We start from the raw sequence: 19176 nt of genomic DNA, 5'->3' as shown, positions 1-19176 counted from the left end.
TCCTTAAATTGCATTCTTTAAAACGGATTCAATGCAAAGCTTTAAAATCATAACTTCAATTCTTGTTCTAAGTTCAACCTTATTATTTTCACAGAATTATAAAACCTCTTCAACTGCAAAAGCAGGAAAAGAGTTTCCGAAAATAAATAAAGATAGAAAAGCTTTGTTCAAAGTTAATTTTCCAGATGCTAAATCTGTGATTTTGGAAGGCGGAGATGGAATGCAGAAATTGGCTTCAACTTCCTCAAAAGATAAATATGGGAATTGGCAAATCACTACTTCATCTTTAGAAATTGGCTTTCCTTATTATTGGTTCAATGTGGATGGAAAAAGAACTAATGACCCAAACACAGAACTTTATTTCGGTTATGGACAGCCCACAAGCGGAATTGAAGTTCCTTCCGGTGAAGATTTCTTTTTTGAGAAAAATGTAAAACACGGAAAGATTGTTGATGATAGTTTAGATTCTGAAATTACAAAAGGAAAAAGAAACTTCAAAGTTTATCTGCCACCAAATTATGGAACAAAGAAATTTCCTGTTCTATATCTCTATCACGGAACCGGTGAAGATATCACAGGCTGGGAAAAGCAAGGTTACATCGGTAATATTTTAGATAATCTTTTTTCAGATAAAAAAGCAGAAGAAATGATTGTCGTATTGGATTACGGCGTTGCTCTGAATCCTGAACAAGAAAAATTACCCGATGATTATCCAAGAACAGTTCTCTCAACAAAAAATCTTGAGAAGATTGTGGTGGATGAACTGATTCCTTACATCAATAAGAAATATAAGACTAATAAAAAACAAGCAATTGCGGGACTTTCCCGAGGAAGTTATCAGGCGATGTTCATCGGGGTAGATTATCCAGAATTGTTTTCTGCCATTGGTTCTTTCAGTCCGGTGATTTATGAAGGAACGGAAAGTCAGCCTTTCAAAGAATTGCCTATTGATAATCTTTTGAAATCGAAATCAAAACCTTTTTTTTTTTATGGGAATTGGTGAAAAAGAAGACCAGCGTTTCATTAATTATAATAATTTATTGAATGATTATTTAATTCAAAATAAATATCCTTTTGTACAATATAATTCCGTCGGAACTTACCACGAATGGCTGACTTGGAGACGTTGTCTTTATGAATTTGTGCAGAAGATTTTTTAATAATAAATTGATGATAAAGAAAGAGATTCGTTATTCGCTTTTTCATTTGGTATATTTGCATTCAAACTCACGGTTGTGAAGATTCATACTAGAAAAAAATACCTTAGCTTTTTAAAATTCAAAAGAGACTTTCAACAGTTTGGTCTGGAAAAAGCACGCAGTTATGAATTGATTCTGCATTGGCTCAACACCCGTTTGAGCAGAAATCAGTTTCTACTTTTGTCAGGTATTTTGGTGGGACTTACAGCAGGAATGGCAGGCGTGATTCTGAAAACATTGGTTCATAATATCCATTATTTCATCACGCACAAAGTTCATTTCGAATATCAGATTCTGTTCTACATTGTATTTCCGTTTTTAGGAATCGTTTTAACAACTATGGTTGTTCAAGCTATTTTCAAAGGACAGGATAGGAAAGGAATCAGTGCAATTTTATATGAGATTGCGCAAAATTCTAGTATTGTTTCTTCTGTAAAAATGTATTCTCAGATTGTTCAGAGTGCAATTACTGTAGGTTTAGGTGGTTCAGCTGGTTTGGAAAGTCCAATTGCTGTAACCGGAGCTGCGATTGGTTCCAACTACGCACAGACTTACAGACTGAGTTACAAAGAAAGAACATTACTTTTGGCGGCAGGTGCAACTGCGGGGATTGCTTCGGCTTTCAATGCGCCGATTGCGGGGATGATGTTTGCCTTCGAGATTCTGCTGACTGGTGTGGTTTTTACAGATTTTATTCCTTTGGTTGTAGCTGCGGTTTGTGGAAGTTTGCTGTCCAGGATATTATTGCAGGAAGATATATTATTTAGGTTTTATACAAGAGAAGCTTTTGATTATAAGAATATACCGTATTATCTTCTTTTAGGTGTTGTTACAGGGTTATATGCACGATATTTTGTTATTGTTTCTCAGAAAGTAGAACATTTTATTCAGAAACTCAAGATGTCTCCAATTAGGAGAGCGATGTTTGGTGGAGCGGTTTTATCTTTATTATGTGTATTATTTCCACCATTGTTTGGTGAAGGTTATGATACGATTAAAGCTTTTACGAATGGCGATACACTTGAGATTATCGAAAACAGTTTGTTCCGATATTTTGAATTCAAGAATTTTACGATTATTATCTTTTTGATTTTAGTCTTAATTCTGAAAGCTTTCGCTACACCTTTCACGATTTTCAGTGGGGGGAATGGGGGGAATTTTGCACCCTCGCTTTTTGCGGGCGGAACTGCAGGTTTTCTGTTTGCGGTAGTTTGTCAACAATTGGGTTTCAAAGATGTTCCTTTGACCAATCTTGTTTTGGTAGGAATGGCAGGAGCAATGAGCGGAATTCTGTACGCACCATTGACAGCGATTTTCCTAATTGCCGAATCCAGTTTTGGATATGACCTTTTCATTCCGTTAATGATTGTCTCGGTAATTTCTTATCTAATGGCAAAACGTTTCTCTCCAATTTCTCCGGAACTAAAATCTCTTGCAGACCAAGGAAAAATCTTCACCAACAAGCACGATAAAAACCTTTTGTTTTCTCTACGTACCAAAGATTATATTGATTTTCAATCTCAAACGATTAATGTCAATGCATCCATTACAGAGTTATTCGAAATGATAAAAAACGGTAACAAAAATACCTTTGCCGTTATTGATGATCTTGGTAAACTCAAAGGAATTCTTAATCTGGATGATATCAGACCTTATCTTTTTTCAAAAGAAACTGACTCACTATCAATTGTTAAAATTATGAAAGCGCCGCCTGCTATTATTCATCAGGAGAATAAAGCTCTGGAAATACTTCAGATTTTTGATGATACAGGCTATTGGAATCTGCCGGTTGTAGATGAGAATAACAAATTCATTGGTTTTATCTCAAAATCAGCAATCCTCATCGGGTATAGACAATTACTGAAATTATATTCTGAATAATTAATAAAACAAAAACCGTTCTGCTGAAGAACGTTTTTTTTTATGTAAATAGATTGATTGTTATTTCTCAGTCTTTTTGGTGTAATGTCTTATCAAAACCCCGACAGCAAATATAAAAGTCACAGCATAAAGAGCCGATAAAGCCTGCTTTTCCACTGTAAAGGTTTTAAAATCGATTTGCTTGTATAACGCAGCTCCCACAATCAGAGCTACAATCCACATTGTGAATACGGGTGCTTTTCCTTTTTCCATAGAATTTAGTTTTTAATGAGTTATTGTTGCTAAAATAAGAATTTGTTTCTTCAAATCATCAATGATTGTTGTGAGTTCTCTTTTTATAATTAATAAGATACTGACCTTTTGAAGAATTCTTAGAAAAATTACCACTCAATTCCCAAAGATAACGCGCATTAGCTCTCGCATCTTCATTAGAAAAATTCTCATACTCTATTCGGTAAATAGAACTGAAAAAACGCGAACGTCCCACACTGTGATGATAATGGATGAGAGTAGGATAATTGGCTTTGTTATCAATTGTTTACCTTATTTTCAATACCTTGAAAGTCACGTGCATTTTCGTAGAATGTGTTGTTACGTATTTGTTGGTTTTGATCTGTTACTAACTCAAGATAATTAGCAAAATCAAGATAACCAATATATGAGCCTGAAATATCTTTAATTGAATCTAATTCTAGCTTTTTATCAAATTTTATTTTTACAGTGTAGTTATTTGCTAAATCGTCGTATGTACCATTTATGCAGTCACTTCCAAATAGATTGCATTTAATTTCTGCTATATCAGTAATTGAGGACTTTATATTTTTTCTATTTGTTTTGCCACCCTACTGGTAACTTCATCTGGTTGATGGCTTGATGTAGTCATAAAAATTCAAATCAAGCTCTGGAAATTTCTTTCTATCTATGAATCTTATATTATTAGGTTCAAGGACTGTGTTGTATAAAGCTTTTAAATCAATTAATTCTTGGCTAAGTGCAATTGAAGAAGTTTCTTTAAAAAAAAATTGAACAGCGCTTCCAAACTTTGAAATATCTCCAGAGTTAAAACTAGCAGATGTTTTTGATTGATTAAAAACAATTATTACCTCAAGTTTTCTAGATTTAGAATATAGTTCTATATCTGATGGGTTACTTAATAAATTTCCATTTATTAATATTGCACCTCCATCTATTCCATAGTTTGAGCCTGAGTTCATATCAACGCTTTCAAATACTTCAATCGAATCAAATGCTTCAGGATGATGTTTTGAAATAGTTAAATAATTACTTAAATGCTCAAACTTTTTTAAATTCTTCTAAGTTCTCTAGACCATTGTTTTCTGAAAACTCTTGAAGAATTGACTCAATAAATTTATTCGATATTTTCTTATGTGTCATATCATTATTTTATTAGGGATTAGTTATTAAAGTTAAACGTATTACAAAGTATTATACTTGCTTTCTGATATCGAGGATTTATTATCCGCGACTATCAATTTTCTTTACTGATAAACATATTGAAAAATTCCTATCTGGTAGAATCGGGTATAGGATATCTCTGCAAGATATTCCTTTTCTGGGCAGTTGTTTAGAAGTTCGTGTGTATAGCTAAAAGATAAGATTGCTAATAGAAATCTAGTAAATAGAAATTTAATCATTTGTTTTCAGTAGAAGATTAGTTTGAAACCAAATTTAAAGAATATCCTCATATTCAATAAATTAATGATTACTATTTAAAATCATTTTCAGTCAAAATATTTACTTAACTTTACAATACAAACATTGCTCAATATCTCCAATTCTACAAGAGCAAGTCCAATACAAGTCCAATAGAGTCCAATAAAACAATGGACTAGTAATAGACCAGTACTGGAACAAAATTAGAGTTAGATACTACAATGGGTACAGAAAGAGTACACAAGCGCTACTCAAATAACTCCAACTCTCTCTTCAATTGATTTTTTATTAAAACATCCTATAAAAAATGTATCTTTAATCTTAGAAATATCCCGTAAGTCCGAATGATTTTTCGCGGCCCAGCGGAGAAAAATTGTATCGATAATCTTAGTAACCTCAAACCCCAACTTCTCTATATGATGGATCACTTCAAGTGACAAATTGGTACATTGAAAATGACAAAGACCATCCGATTTTGGATGGTCTTTGCTTTATAATTTAAGGTCTAAAGTCATTGTCAGGCTGAGGCTCTCGAAGCCCAAAAATATAAAACTCAGCTCCAAGCCCACAGATTAGTAATGCCTATCATCTCTCATCTATCCGTCTCCCATCTGAAATTAGATTCTCTCATTCTTAATCTCATCCACAATCTCTGGATTCAGTAGAGTAGAAGTATCTCCAAAGTTAGAGTAATCGCCTTCCGCAATCTTTCTCAGTATTCTACGCATAATCTTTCCGGAACGGGTTTTCGGCAACCCAGACACAAACTGGATTTTATCCAACTTCGCAATAGGACCTATCTGGTCAGAAATCAACTGGTTGATTTCTTTTGTCAAGTTCTCTTTGTTTCTTACCTCTCCGGATTCTTTCAGAATCACGAAACCATACAAGGCGTTTCCTTTAACGTCGTGCGGGTAACCCACAATTGCAGATTCAGCCACCGCAGGATGTTCGTTGATGCTGTCTTCAATAGGAGCAGTTCCAAGATTGTGACCGGAAACAATCACCACATCATCCACACGACCCGTGATTCTGTAATAACCCACCTCGTCTCTCAAAGCACCATCCCCTGTGAAATATTTCCCAGGGAAAGCCGAGAAGTAAGTCTCCTTGTAACGTTGATGATCTCCCCAAATCGTTCTCGCGATCCCCGGCCAAGGAAAACGGATACAAAGATTTCCGGTTACCTGATTTCCTGTGATTTCGTTACGCTTATCATCCATCAAAACCGGCTGAATACCCGGTAATGGAAGTGTCGCATAAGTTGGTTTGGTAGGCGTAGCAAATGGAATTGGAGAAATCAGGATTCCACCAGTTTCGGTTTGCCACCAAGTATCTACGATAGGGCATTTCTTCTTTCCAACGTGGTCGTTGTACCAATGCCAAGCTTCATCATTGATAGGCTCTCCAACCGAACCAATGACTTTCAAAGAACTAAGGTCGTGCTTCTCTACCCATTCCACACTTTCTTTCGCCAAAGAACGGATAGCAGTTGGAGCAGTATAGAACTGAGTCACTTTATGCTTCTCAATCACTTCCCAGAATCTCCCTGCATCAGGAAAAGTCGGTATCCCTTCGAAGATAACAGTCGTTGCGCCATTCAATAATGGACCATAAAGAATATAAGAGTGTCCCGTAATCCAACCAATATCCGCCGTACACCAATAGATGTCATTCTCTTTGTAATTAAAAACATTTTTGAACGTGTAAGCCGTGTAAACCATATAACCGGCGTTGGTGTGAAGCATTCCTTTTGGTTTCCCTGTAGAACCTGATGTATAAAGAATAAACAACGGGTCTTCCGCATCCATAATTACCGTAACAAAATCCGAAGAAGCCTTGTCATAATACTCCGACATCCAGTGGTCTCTGCCTTCTTTCATCTTCACATCGTTGTGGGTTCTTTTCACCACCAAAACAGATTCTACGGTTGGTGTTTTTTCCAAAGCTTCATCCACAATGCTTTTCAGGTCAAGAACTTTATTTCCTCTGTAACTTCCGTCTGAAGTGATGACCATTTTCGCTCCACAGTCATTCACTCTGGATGCCACAGCAGAAGCAGAAAATCCAGCAAATATCACCGAGTGAACAGCTCCTAATTTAGCACAAGCCAACATTGTGACAGCCAGTTCAGGAATCATCGGCAGATAGATACAAACTCTGTCTCCTTTCTGGATGCCCATTTCCCTTAGAACATTCGCGGTTTTATTAACTCTTTCGTAAAGTTCGTTGAAGCTGATATGTTGTGCTTCTTCTTTCGGGTCGTTGGGTTCCCAGATGATAGCGGTTTTGTCACTTCTTACGGAAAGATGTCTGTCTAAGCAGTTTTTGGTGATATTAAGTTTAGCATTCTTGAACCATTTGATGTTGGCTTCCTCCATATTGTAATCCACGACTTTGGACCAACGTTGATACCACACAAAATTCTCATCCGCTACTTTATCCCAAAACTTCTTGGGATTCTTGATTGACTTTTTGTACTCCTTGAAATAATCCTGTAAATTCTGAATGTGATAATTTCTCATATTATTAATATTTTTAATTTTAAATCTTTATTACTGTCAGGCTGAGGCACTCGAAGCCTTCTTTATCTTTTCTCTTTCTTCTTGTGTCTTTTTACTTTTGCCTTGTATCTTTTTACCCAAGCATCTCTTCAATCTGCTGAATCAATTTCTTGATAGAGTAAGGCTTTGTGACATAGGCATCTACACCTAATTCTAAACCTTTTTCGATGTCTTTCGGATTGGTTTTCGCACTTAGGAAAATCACTTTGGTGTGGTTGAGGTTTTCCATTGTTTTGATTTCGTTCAGTGTGCTGTAACCGTCGAGATTTGGCATCATAATATCGAGTAAAATGACATCTGGAGTTATGGTTTTTAATAAGTCCAAAACTTCGGTTCCGTCTCTTGCGATGAAGACTTCGTAACCTTGTTTCCTAAAGCTGTATTCCAAAGACATCAGGATTTTGTGTTCGTCGTCTGCTATTAATATCTTTTTCATTGTTGTTTTTGTTTGTTTAAAGGGAGTTTCAATACAAAACTTACTCCTAAACCATTGTTTTCAGCAGAAATATTCCCTTTATGCGCTTGCATTATTTTTCTACAAATCGCCAATCCCAATCCGCTTCCCAAAGGTTTTCTGATATTCTGATTTCTGGATTGATAAAATTTATCGAATATCAGATTGAGGTCATCTTCTGGGATTTGTTTTCCTGTATTGAAAATTCTTATGATCAATTGATTATCTTTTTCCTGAAACTTTGCCTGGATTGTTCCTTGCTCATCCGTGAATTTCAAAGCATTTCCTAAAATATTCTGAAAAACCTGAATCAATCGCGCTTCATCATATTCGAATTTTGTTTCTGTTAAAAGATTGACTTCGCTCAGATGAATATTCTTTTGATGTAAAAGATGGCTGATTGGATTCAGGGCTTTTTGGTAGGTTTCAATGATGTCATTGGTTTCGATATTCAAAGTGATTTCTCCGTGTTCAAGCTTGTCGAGGTAAAGAATATCATTGATGATTTCATTCAATCGGTCAGATTCTGTAATGATATTATTGAGGAATTCTCTCTTGATGTCTAACGGAATATCATCGTCGTCAGCCAAAATCTCACCAGCAGATCGGATGGCTGTTAGAGGTGTTCTGAGTTCGTGTGCAACAGAATCCAAGAAATCATCTTTCTGTTTATCCTTGAAGATAAGGTTTTCGTTGGCAGAGCTTAATTCATCAGAAAGTTGTTTCAGTTCTCTGCTTTGTTCTGTCAGTTTTTTATTAAGACTGATATTTTCTTTGGATTCTTCTAGGATTTCCAAAACTTCCTTCAAAGAGATTTTGTCTTCATAAGTCACACCTTCAATCAAGATTTTTGCAGAAGCGGTTCCAATTCTTCCCGATAAAAGATTCTCTGAAAACTTAATAAATCTCGCATCAGCAGTTTCAGTTCTAGTATCAATGTTATATTTGAGATTGAAAATCCGCATTGCCTGTTCGGTTTTCTTTTCGCCTAGGAATTTGACTAAGATATTTCGAATATCAGAAACATAAGCTTTCCCTCTCCAGATAAAAGCGTTCTCGTGATTTTGAATATATCTGTCAACGTCAACATAGATTTCGGCAAAATTTCTTTCTCGATAATCGCCTTTTTGACTCAAGGAAATCACTGTAAATAAAATCATATTGATCAAAATCGACCAAAAGAAAATCTGAGAAATACTATCTAAATAAGGAATGTTGAAAAAGCTGAACCAATCGTACATTTCGATCAAAAATCCTTTGAATTCCTGATTGTAAGAGAAGTAATACTGCGGAATAATTAATCCGAAATAACAAATAATCAATCCGCCAATCAATCCGAAAACAGCTCCTTTGTAACTTCCTCGTCTCCAAAAAATCGCTCCGAAAAATGAAGGTCCTAGTTGAGAAATCACAACAAAAGAAATCAATCCTACAGAATATAAACTGTTCTGTAAAATGAAAAATTTATAAAAAATAAAAGCGGTTACAATCAGAATGAAAATACTTATTTTTCTAATGTTAGTAATACTTTTGGTGTTTTTTATATCATTATCGGATTTGAATTTATCCAGCCAACCATAAGGAATAATAAGGTTGTTGGATAACATAATTGATAAAGTAATACTTGAAATAATAACCATCGAAATTGATGAACTCAATCCGCCAAGAAAAACCAAAACAGTAATCAATTGATTACCGAAATGCTGAGGAATCAATATCGAATAAAACTCAGGATTGACCGAATGTCCATCAAAAATAATTCGTCCACCCCAAGCAATCGGAAATACAAAAACATTGAAAATCAAAAGATATAGAGGGAAAAACCAAATCGCTGTTTTCAAATGTTTTTCCTGTCTGTTTTCAACAATAGTCGTGTGAAATTGTCTCGGTAAAAGGAAAATCGCTGAAGCTGAAATTAGACTTAAAATAATCCAATTAATACTTCCTTCCAATCCCGAAAAAGTGTTTTTAGCTTTAAAATCTGAAAATTGACTTGCTTTTTGATAGATGTCAGAAAATCCGTCAAAAACAAAAAACGTAACGAAGATTCCAAGAACAATTAGGAAAATTAATTTTAGAAAACTTTCTAGCGCAACAGCAGAAATTATTCCTAATCTTTTCTCGGATGCGTCAACATAACGCGTTCCGTAGTAAGACGAAAATAATGCTAATAAAACTACTACATAAGTCGCATTATCTGAAAACAAATCCTTCGAAATAGGAGTTTTTGTGACCAAATGAAATGTCTCGGAAATGGCTTTAATCTGAAGTCCGATGTAAGGAATAATCCCAAAAATGCAAACCAAAGTAATAATCGCTCCAAACGAACGACTGTTCCCGTAGCGCAGAGAAATAAAATCCGCAATACTGCTGACTTTGTTGATTCGCGCAATTCGGATAATTTTTCTATTGATATAAATCCAAGCAGGAATAATGATAATCGGACCAACATATATCGGAAGATAATCAAGTCCATCATTCACCGCAACGCCAATACTTCCGTAGTATGTCCAAGCCGTACAATAAACCGCCAGCGACAATGCGTAGATGTAAGGATTGTTCACCCAAATCTTGCTCTTCTTTTTTTCTGCGTGATGTGCGACCAAGAAAAGAAGGGCGAGATAGAGAATTACAACTGCAAATAAGGCGTAGCTATTCATCGTATTTTTTGAAAATGACAAACGAAATGATAATCGAAAGCATCCACACTCCAAAGATGTAGATATAAATCATCGGAAAACCGAATAATTCTTTCTCGCTGTTGAACAAAAGAATCATCGGAGCGCTGAATAAAATAAATAATCCAAAGCTCAAGAGAATCAGTTTTTGTTCGTGTCTCTTTTTCATTGTTAATTTTAAAACCACACAAAACAAAATTTGAAATGTGTGGTTTTTGTAATTATAATTTAGTGATTTGTTTACAATTTTTCTTCGGAATAATCGCCACTCAAAGCATAATACCCGAATACACCCAATCCTCCGGAAACAATTGGTAATAGGATAAATACAATAATAATCCCGAATACCAAATCTTCCTGTTTTCCTGATGTAAGTTTAGGAATTCCCATTATTGTCAGTCCGAAGTATAGAACTACCAATGCAAGTAGAATCCAAACGATGCCTAATATTTTTTTTAATCCGTCCATTTTTTTGTTTGATTTAAAGTTAATTAATAATTCTGGATTTAATCGTGAATACTATTGTTTTTATGTTTCAAATAGATTAATCCGATGATGAGACAGACTGCAGCAACGCCAATCGGGTACCAAAGTCCTTCCAAATACCAGCTCACGTGTCCTGCATCTTTTGCGGTTGTCACGAGATAAGTCGCAACTGCAGGTAGCAATCCACCGAAGACTCCATTTCCAATGTGATAAGGTAAAGACATAGATGTATAACGGATTCTGACAGGGAACATCTCAACCAAGAATGCTGCAATAGGACCGTAAACCATCGTTACAAAAATCACCTGAATGAAAACTAAGAATACCAAATACCATCTCGTATCATCACTTATTTTGATTGATTTTGAAAGTTTTGGTTCCTCAATTTTTCCATCTTTCATTACAGGTCCGGCTGCTGACCAATGAACTACGCTGTCTTTTTTCATAAAGGTTCCATCTGTATAAGCAATTTCTTTATGGAAAGTAATCAAGCTGTCTGTTGCTACTTTATCGTGAATTTTGGAGCTTCTGGTTTCTGTGATTCCGCCTGCTGCAACTTCTTTTTTAGAAAGATCAACAGAATTAAACATTGCGCTGTAGATAGGTCTATAGGCAAAAATGGCGATTACCATTCCTGTCATCATCACGGCTTTTCTTCCGATTTTATCAGACAGCCATCCGAAGAATACAAAGAAAGGTGTTCCAAGGAACAATGCTAATGCCATTAATGAGTCGACTTGAGTTCCATCGATGTTCATTACTTTTTGCATAAAACTCATCGAGTAAAATTGTCCAGTGTACCAGATGACACCTTGTCCCATCGCAGCTCCGAAAAGTGCAAGCAAAACAAATTTGAAATTGAATCTATTTCCAAAACTTTCTTTCAGTGGGTTGGTAGAAGTTTTTCCTTCGCTTTTAGCTTTGGCAAAAAGAGGGGATTCTTTCATGTTCTTTCTGATGAAATAAGAAACAACAACCATCAATATTGAAATCCAAAACGGAACTCTCCATCCCCAAGTGTCAAATTCCTCGGCGGAAAGTGATGTTTTTGTAATCAGGATAACAATTAATGAAATAAATAAACCTGCCGTTGCTGTTGTTTGGATCCAAGATGTCCAGTAACCGCGTCTTCCTGGTTGTGCATATTCTGCAACATAAGTCGCTGCTCCTCCATATTCTCCTCCAAGTGCTAAACCTTGTAAAAGTCTAAGGATTAAAACTAAAAGCGGAGCCATAAAACCAATCGTCTCATAACTCGGGATACATCCGATAAGGAATGTCGAGAATCCCATAATCAAAAGCGTTACAAGAAAAGTGTATTTTCTTCCAATGATATCGCCTAATCTTCCAAAGAACAGCGCTCCGAAGGGTCTCACTACGAAACCTGCTGCAAATGTTGCTAAAGTTGATAAGAATGCTGCGGTTGGATTATCAGCTGGGAAGAATTTTGTGGCTAAAACAACTGCCAAGCTTCCGAAGATATAGAAATCATACCATTCGATAAGGGTTCCAAGTGACGAAGCCATAATCACGCTCCAAATGGTGCGGTCTTTCTGCTTGTCGCTCAGGTTTTCGTACTGTTCGTGATGTGAATCGCTCATTTTATATTAAGATTTGATGTTAAACATTTTTATAAATAAATCTGGAATTGAAGAATGAATTCGCCTTTAGATTTTGGTTCAGCAGAAGCGCTTGTGTAAGTTGGTCTTGTGGAGTATTGAGTTGTCAATTTTGCATGATGACCGTCAATGAACCAATTCGCTCCGATATCAAACTGCGAAGAAGAATTTTCCAAAGCTTTGAAGTTCTTATTCGTATAAGCTGCAAAAGGCTGAATTCTGATTTTCGGTTTATCAGCATTACTTGGTAAAAGTAAACCTGCTTGAACATAGTAGATGTTTCCACTTCCAATCATTGGCTGAAGATTTCCTGCGCCTGCAATGGCTTTGTCTCCAATGAAATTCGGATCGTTGGAGCCAACGTTCATAATTCCTAAATTTCTCAGATAATTTGGTCCGAAGTTGTAATTGTAGAATCCTGCGTAAGCGGAAAGTGCCATTTTGTTTTTCACATTTCCTAAAGGTAAATCTGCAAAGGCATCAATCGCATAAAGAGCAATGTCGTGTTTCTCGATTTGAGAATTAACAGAAGTTCTCGTTCCATCTTTCTGATGATAAAAACCTGCTCCTAGATTGAAAACTCTTTTAGTCCCCAAATAAGAACCAACTTTAAAAGGGAGTAGATTAGATTCCGAATCCAAGAATTGATATTCCACATAACCCGCTTTTGAGAATTCGGGATTTCCGTTGTTGTCAACTGCAGCTCTCGCTGCAGGATTTGTAACATCAACAGGAGCAAGATTGGTTGAGAAAGGTTTGTTTAAACTAAAACGATATTCGAATTTTCCGTATTTTCCTTTGGCGAACATTCCCATTTGTCTTGCGAATTGGTCAGAATTGTCAATCAATGGCCAAGTGAAAATAGGAGAATCAACAGTCAGGAAATTAAGTGTCGAAGCCATTGTCATTCTGGAAAGTCCCATATAATAATGAAGACCTGCTCCCAAACTCAAACTGAATTTTCCCGCTTCTCCAGGTAAAACCACCGCATATTCGTTCCAAGCATCGTGAAAAAACATCTGAGGTTTTTTACCGTTTCCATAACCTCCGGTTCCAGTTGTTCCTGAACCGCCACCGTTGATAAAAGTTTGATTATTAATTCCGAAATGCATCAAAACCATATATCTTTTGGTGATTTGTGCATAAGCGAGTGCTCTCAATCGTCGGTTTCCGATGTTCCAGGAATTTTTGGTAGCTTCATCAGAAACCATCGTTCCGGGATTCATTTCTGTATTTCTTAACCAGATTTGGTTCCAAAGTATAAATCTTACATACTTATCGCCTTCCGGAGTTAGATTTAATTTTAATCCATTCCCATAATCAGGCGAACCTTGCGAATATAGGCTGGTGCTTAAAAGCGCTAATCCTATAAAAGTGAGAATTTTCTTCATAAATTAATAATAATTTGGTGTTTATTTTGTGATTGCCAAATTGTTATTAATATTTTGTTTACAAAAATTTAATATATATTAATGCTAATAGTATAGTTATGAATTATGAGTGAATAATTGATAGTTTAATTTTAAATAAATTATAACTCATAACTTATAATTCATCACTGAAAAGTTTACTTTTTAAATCTTTCCCACTTAATCAGCATATATTTATCAGCGAATTGAGTGATAATCAATCCTGAATTTTCAAGATTATTTTCTTGTGAAATATATTCAATCAATTCATTTTGTTTCAATACTTTATATACAGGATGGAATTCTGAATGTGGGGGTCTTGTAATATTGTATTTCTTAATCCAAGAACTGATACTCACGTGAGAAACACCGATAATTCTTTCTATTTCACGATAACTTAATCCTTCAAGATAGAGTTGTAAAGCTTTAGTTACATAATAGTCATCAATTTGTTTTCCTAATTTTTTAACTGTGAAATAATAGTTGCAATTCTTGCAGTAGAATCTTTGTTTTCCTTTGATAATTCCACTTTTTGAAACATTTTGATTATTGCATTTAGGACACTGATTTTCCATAACTATACCTTTTTAGCAAATGTATAATAAATTAGCAATATTGTAATTTTGATTAAAGATAATATTATTGTTAAAAATTATTTAACAGATAAAATTATCTTTTTAATTTGGTTTATAAAGATAATTATTTTTAGTTTTGCACCTTAATTTAGATAATATCAATGAAATTAGAAGTTTCTTCAGAGAAACATTTGGTTTATGTAGAAGAAATCAGAAACGAAATGGAGGATTCTGCGAAAAAACGCGGAACAGGTATCGCAAAACGTTCTTCGGAATATCTGGGCAAAAAAATCTCAGAAGGAAATTCCATTATTGCAATTGACGAAAATGGAACTTGGGCGGGCTTCTGTTATATAGAAACTTGGACAAATGGAGAATATGTAGCCAATTCAGGATTGATAGTTTCGCCTCAATTTAGAAATGCTGGTTTGGCGACTCAGATTAAGGAAAGGATTTTCCAATTATCACGAGAGAAATATCCAAATGCTAAAATTTTTGGATTAACAACAGGAATGGCGGTGATGAAAATCAACAGCAGTTTAGGTTATAAACCAGTCATTTATTCCGAGTTGACTCAGGACGAGCAATTCTGGAATGGTTGCAAAAACTGCGTTAATTATGATATTCTGATGATGAAAGAACGTAAAAATTGCCTTTGTACAGCAATGCTTTTCGTTCCCGAAAATCTGAATAAAGAGAAAGAGAAAAATTTTGAATCAATAAATAACAACAATGAGTAAGAAAGTAGTTTTGGCATTTAGCGGAGGTTTAGACACGTCTTATTGCGCAAAATATCTAAGTGAAACTTTGGGTTACGAAGTTCACGCAGTCACGATTAATACAGGAGGTTTTGATAAGGAAGATGAGGTTTCGCTTAAGGAAAAAGCGGAAAAATTAGGCGTGGCTTCTTACAGGTTTGTTGATGCTTCGGAAAAATATTATAATGATTGTGTTAAATATTTGATTTTTGGTAACGTTCTGAAAAACAATACTTATCCGTTGTCGGTAAGTGCAGAAAGAACGATTCAGGCGCAGACGATTGCGGAAGTTGCTTTGGAAATTAGAGCGGATGCGATTGCTCACGGTAGTACAGGTGCGGGAAATGACCAGGTTCGTTTTGATTTGATGTTCCAGGTGATGTGTCCGAAAATAGAAATTATTACACCGATTCGTGATTTGAGTTTGTCGCGTGAAGACGAGATTCAATTCCTGAAAAATCATAATTACGAAATGGATTTTGATAAGGCAAAATATTCGATTAATAAAGGACTTTGGGGGACTTCGGTTGGAGGAAAAGAAACTTTGACTTCGCAGAATTACCTTCCTGAAGAAGCGTTTCCGTCGCAAATAGAGAAAACGGAACCTTCTCAATTGGAAATCGAATTTAAAAATGGAGAGCTATTTTCTGTGAACGGCGAGACGTTTTCGCATCCGGTTTTGGCGATTCAGAAGATTGAGGAATTGGCTTCACCTTACGGGATCGGTCGTGATATCCACGTTGGAGACACGATTGTTGGAATCAAAGGTCGTGTAGGTTTCGAAGCTGCAGCTGCGTCAATCATCATCAAAGCGCATCATTTGCTGGAGAAACATACATTGTCAAAATACCAGCAGACGATAAAATCGCAGTTGTCAGATTGGTACGGAAACTGGCTTCACGAAGCACTTTTCCTTGACCCAGTGATGAGAAATATCGAGTCGTTTTTACAGGATTCTCAGAAAACTGTGAATGGCAAAGTTTTCATCACGCTTCATCCGTATCGTTTCATTTTGAATGGGATTGAGTCTGCCAACGATTTGATGTCTTCAAAATTCGGAAGTTACGGTGAAGAGAATCTGGCTTGGAGTGGGGAAGATGTGAAAGGTTTTACCAAAATCCTCAGCAACTCGCTCAATATATATCATCAGGTCAACAAATTGAATTAGAATCAAAGAACTCGAAGAGTTCAATATCAGTAGCCGTAGGTGAAATCGAGGAATGAGATTCGGCGAAGCCAAACCTACGGAAAGAAAGGAATTAGAGATAACAGAATCCGAAGGATTTAATGTTTAACCAAACTTTTGCTGAGCGTAAGCGCCTTTGCGAACTTAAAATATTTTCAATAAGAATAAAAAACTTTGCGCTCTCTGCGTTCAAAATATTAAAAAATGAAAAAATCAGTCGGAATCATCGGAGCCAACGGTTACACAGGAAGCGAACTTGTTCGATTGCTGGCTTTTCATCCGAATATAGAATTAAAATTTTTGTACAGTCGTTCCAATTCCGGCGTTAAGATTTCGGATTTGTATCCGGATTTAGATTCCGTTTGCGATTTGGTTTTAGAAAATACATTGCGTCCGGTTGATATTCTTTTTCTTTGCTTGCCTCACACAGAAAGTGCAAAATGGCTTGCAGAAAGACCAGCAGACGATGAGGTATTAATAATAGATTTAGGAAACGATTTCCGACTTTCTACCCATTTTGGAAGCAGAGATTTTGTTTATGGTTTGCCAGAGATTCATTTCGATCAAATCAAAAAAGCAAATAGTATTGCCAATCCGGGATGTTTTGCGACGGCAATTCAGTTAGGTTTGTTGCCGTTGGCGAAAGAAAATTTGCTAGATGAAGTTTACACAACAGGAATCACTGGTTCAACTGGAGCTGGGCAATCGTTGCAGCCAACAACACATTTCACTTGGCGAAATGATAATATTTCGGCTTACAAAACTTTGAATCATCAGCACGTAGACGAGGTTGTTAAGCAACTTAATCTACTTAATAAAAACGAAGTGGAGCTTAATTTTGTTCCTTGGCGGGGCGATTTTTCCAGAGGAATTTTTACGACATCAGTTATCAAAACAGATTTAAGTTTGGAAGCGGTTTATGATTTATATGAGCAATTTTATAAAAACTCACCATTTGTCAAGATTTCTAAAAAAGCAATCGATATGAAACAAGTTGTAAATACCAATTTTTGTACGATTCAAATAGAAAAGAAAGGAAATAAAATAGCAATCCATTCTACAATTGACAACCTTTTGAAAGGCGCATCGGGACAAGCTGTTCAAAATATGAATATCGCAAATGGCTGGGAACAAAATTTAGGTTTGAACTTAAAACCCTTGGCATTTTAAAAATTAATAGGCTTCAACAACCTCAGACTGATAATGTTTACCATTTAGAATTGTCACGCTGAGCGGAGTCGAAGCGTTTGTGAAATATAACTAATTGATGATTTAATCTTATCTAAGCGAAGCGGCTTAGTGAACTTAATACATTTATTAAAATAAAAACCTTTGTGGACTTAGTGTTCAAAATGAAGTTTAATCAATAATCATTTATCGATTATCAATTATTAGAAATATGAATTTATTCAACGTATATCCACTCTTCAACATCAATCCTATAAAAGCTCAAGGTTCTTTTCTTTGGGACGAAAACGGACAGCAATACCTTGATTTTTATGGCGGTCACGCTGTGATTTCAATTGGACACAATCATCCACATTATGTTGAAAAACTGAAGAATCAACTGGATAAAATCAGTTTTTATTCCAATTCTGTGGAAAACAAAATTCAGGAAGAATTAGCTGAAAAATTAGGGGAGTTGTCGGGTTACGAAGATTATTCTTTGTTCTTATGCAATTCCGGAGCGGAAGCGAATGAAAATGCTTTGAAATTAGCTTCATTCCATAATAATAAAAAGAAAGTCGTTTATTTTTCTGAGTCTTTTCACGGAAGAACTTCGGCTGCAGTTGCGGTAACAGATAATCCAAAAATTGTAGCACCAGTTAATGAATCTGAGAATTTCATCAAATGTGAATTCAATAATTCAGAAGAACTGAAAAAGATTTTTGCTGAAAATCGGGATGAGATTTCAGCAGTGATTGTGGAAGGAATTCAAGGTGTTGGAGGAATCAATTTGTTGGAAAAAGATTTCGTTTTAATGATTGAAAAATTGTGCAAAGAAAATAATACAGTTTTGATTTTAGACGAAGTTCAGTCTGGTTATGGACGTTCAGGGAAATTCTTTGCGCATCAGGAATTCGACATCAAACCGGATTTGATTACGGTTGCAAAAGGAATGGGAAATGGCTTTCCGATTGGTGGTGTTTTGATTAGTCCAAAATTCCAAGCGAGTTACGGATTGTTGGGAACAACGTTTGGCGGAAACCATTTGGCTTGTGTCGCTGGATTAGCTGTTTTGGAAGTGATTAAAAATGAGGATTTAATTGAAAATTCTGAAAAAATCGGAGCTTATATCGAGGAAAAAATTAAAAATTTTCCTCATATACAAAATATCAAAAGGCGTGGTTTGATGATTGGAATTGAGCTCGACCAAGCTTGCGCAGATGTAAGGAAAGAATTGTTATTTGAACATTTTATTTTCACAGGAAATGCGAATGATAAAAACGTTCTTCGGATTTTACCTGCGCTTAATATTTCGGAAAAAGAATCCGATTTATTTATCGATGCTTTAGAAAAAACTTTGAAAGCAATTGATGAGAAAAAGGAAGTTTTAACAGAAAATTAAAAACTTGCTTAGCTGAGCGTAAGCGCCTTTATCTCAGTTTATTATTTGATTTTAAAGGGATCGATGAATCTTCGATTTGCGAACCTTAAAATATTTTCAATAATTAGTAAAAATCTTTGCGCGC

18 protein-coding genes are annotated in these 19176 nt (G+C 35.5%); 7 read left to right on the top strand and 11 right to left on the bottom strand.

The genetic code is table 11. The features are described 5' to 3' along the window. Nucleotides 1-31: 31 nt before the first annotated feature. From RTY06_RS00470 to RTY06_RS00460, 3 genes are all read left to right on the top strand, one after another. Nucleotides 32-1003 (top strand): alpha/beta hydrolase-fold protein, encoded by a 972-nt coding sequence (locus tag RTY06_RS00470; protein WP_312821981.1) that lies wholly within the window; start codon nt 32-34, stop codon nt 1001-1003. Further along, on the top strand, nt 990-1160 hold the full coding sequence (locus RTY06_RS00465) for a hypothetical protein (RefSeq protein ID WP_312821980.1): 171 nt from the start codon (nt 990-992) through the stop codon (nt 1158-1160). Before RTY06_RS00470 ends, RTY06_RS00465 begins: the two co-directional genes overlap by 14 nt. Before the next feature lie 75 nt (nt 1161-1235). Next, nucleotides 1236-3080 carry a chloride channel protein gene (locus tag RTY06_RS00460; RefSeq protein ID WP_312821979.1) on the top strand — a complete coding sequence of 615 codons (1845 nt, stop codon included), beginning with the start codon at nt 1236-1238 and terminating at the stop codon, nt 3078-3080. A 60-nt stretch (nt 3081-3140) separates the two neighbouring features. Here the strand turns inward: RTY06_RS00460 and RTY06_RS00455 are convergent, their stop codons facing one another. The 11 genes from RTY06_RS00455 to RTY06_RS00405 form a co-directional block, all read right to left on the bottom strand. Further along, the gene (locus tag RTY06_RS00455) at nt 3141-3332 is read right to left on the bottom strand and encodes a hypothetical protein (protein WP_312821978.1); all 192 of its coding nucleotides are present in this window, start codon (nt 3330-3332) and stop codon (nt 3141-3143) included. A gap of 58 nt (nt 3333-3390) precedes the next feature. After that, on the bottom strand, nt 3391-3567 hold the full coding sequence (locus RTY06_RS00450; RefSeq protein WP_312821977.1) for a hypothetical protein: 177 nt from the start codon (nt 3565-3567) through the stop codon (nt 3391-3393). A 367-nt stretch (nt 3568-3934) separates the two neighbouring features. After that, nucleotides 3935-4294, bottom strand: coding sequence for a hypothetical protein (locus RTY06_RS00445; RefSeq protein ID WP_312821976.1), 360 nt, complete (start codon nt 4292-4294; stop codon nt 3935-3937). A gap of 1077 nt (nt 4295-5371) precedes the next feature. Further along, a complete protein-coding gene (gene acs, locus RTY06_RS00440) occupies nt 5372-7279 on the bottom strand; it encodes an acetate--CoA ligase (protein WP_312821975.1) in 1908 nt (635 codons plus the stop codon). Between the two features lie 112 nt (nt 7280-7391). Continuing rightward, complete coding sequence (locus RTY06_RS00435) at nt 7392-7754, bottom strand: response regulator (protein ID WP_312821973.1); 363 nt, start codon at nt 7752-7754, stop codon at nt 7392-7394. Then, nucleotides 7751-10432, bottom strand: coding sequence for an ATP-binding protein (locus RTY06_RS00430; RefSeq protein WP_312821972.1), 2682 nt, complete (start codon nt 10430-10432; stop codon nt 7751-7753). Before RTY06_RS00430 ends, RTY06_RS00435 begins: the two co-directional genes overlap by 4 nt. Then, entirely contained in the window at nt 10425-10619 is a 195-nt protein-coding gene (locus RTY06_RS00425; protein ID WP_312821970.1) for a hypothetical protein, read from the bottom strand. The genes RTY06_RS00430 and RTY06_RS00425 overlap by 8 nt, the downstream gene beginning before the upstream one ends. A 71-nt stretch (nt 10620-10690) precedes the next feature. Beyond that, nucleotides 10691-10918, bottom strand: a complete 228-nt coding sequence (locus tag RTY06_RS00420) for a DUF6814 family protein (protein ID WP_312821968.1) — start codon at nt 10916-10918, stop codon at nt 10691-10693. A gap of 38 nt (nt 10919-10956) precedes the next feature. Beyond that, nucleotides 10957-12537 (bottom strand): MFS transporter, encoded by a 1581-nt coding sequence (locus tag RTY06_RS00415; RefSeq protein ID WP_312821966.1) that lies wholly within the window; start codon nt 12535-12537, stop codon nt 10957-10959. A gap of 29 nt (nt 12538-12566) precedes the next feature. After that, nucleotides 12567-13946: a porin gene (locus tag RTY06_RS00410; RefSeq protein WP_312821965.1), complete on the bottom strand. Its 1380-nt coding sequence runs from the start codon at nt 13944-13946 to the stop codon at nt 12567-12569. Nucleotides 13947-14122: 176 nt separating this feature from the next. Then, complete coding sequence (locus RTY06_RS00405) at nt 14123-14539, bottom strand: helix-turn-helix domain-containing protein (protein ID WP_312821963.1); 417 nt, start codon at nt 14537-14539, stop codon at nt 14123-14125. A gap of 161 nt (nt 14540-14700) precedes the next feature. On the opposite strand from RTY06_RS00405, the gene RTY06_RS00400 reads away from it, so the two are divergent. The 4 genes from RTY06_RS00400 to RTY06_RS00385 all read left to right on the top strand — a co-directional run bounded on the left by RTY06_RS00400 (nt 14701) and on the right by RTY06_RS00385 (nt 19052). After that, nucleotides 14701-15279, top strand: coding sequence for a GNAT family N-acetyltransferase (locus RTY06_RS00400; protein WP_312821961.1), 579 nt, complete (start codon nt 14701-14703; stop codon nt 15277-15279). Continuing rightward, on the top strand, nt 15272-16465 hold the full coding sequence (locus RTY06_RS00395) for an argininosuccinate synthase (protein WP_312821959.1): 1194 nt from the start codon (nt 15272-15274) through the stop codon (nt 16463-16465). The genes RTY06_RS00400 and RTY06_RS00395 overlap by 8 nt, the downstream gene beginning before the upstream one ends. Before the next feature lie 222 nt (nt 16466-16687). Further along, complete coding sequence (argC, locus tag RTY06_RS00390) at nt 16688-17653, top strand: N-acetyl-gamma-glutamyl-phosphate reductase (RefSeq protein ID WP_312821957.1); 966 nt, start codon at nt 16688-16690, stop codon at nt 17651-17653. A 229-nt stretch (nt 17654-17882) separates the two neighbouring features. Beyond that, on the top strand, nt 17883-19052 hold the full coding sequence (locus RTY06_RS00385; RefSeq protein WP_312821955.1) for an aminotransferase class III-fold pyridoxal phosphate-dependent enzyme: 1170 nt from the start codon (nt 17883-17885) through the stop codon (nt 19050-19052). The last annotated feature ends 124 nt before the right edge of the window (nt 19053-19176 follow it).

It is taken from the genome of Epilithonimonas sp., from assembly GCF_032055105.1.
Lineage (GTDB): Bacteria > Bacteroidota > Bacteroidia > Flavobacteriales > Weeksellaceae > Epilithonimonas.
The sequence above is the reverse complement of the archived record's forward strand: the minus strand, read 5'-3'. Positions and strand labels throughout refer to the sequence as shown.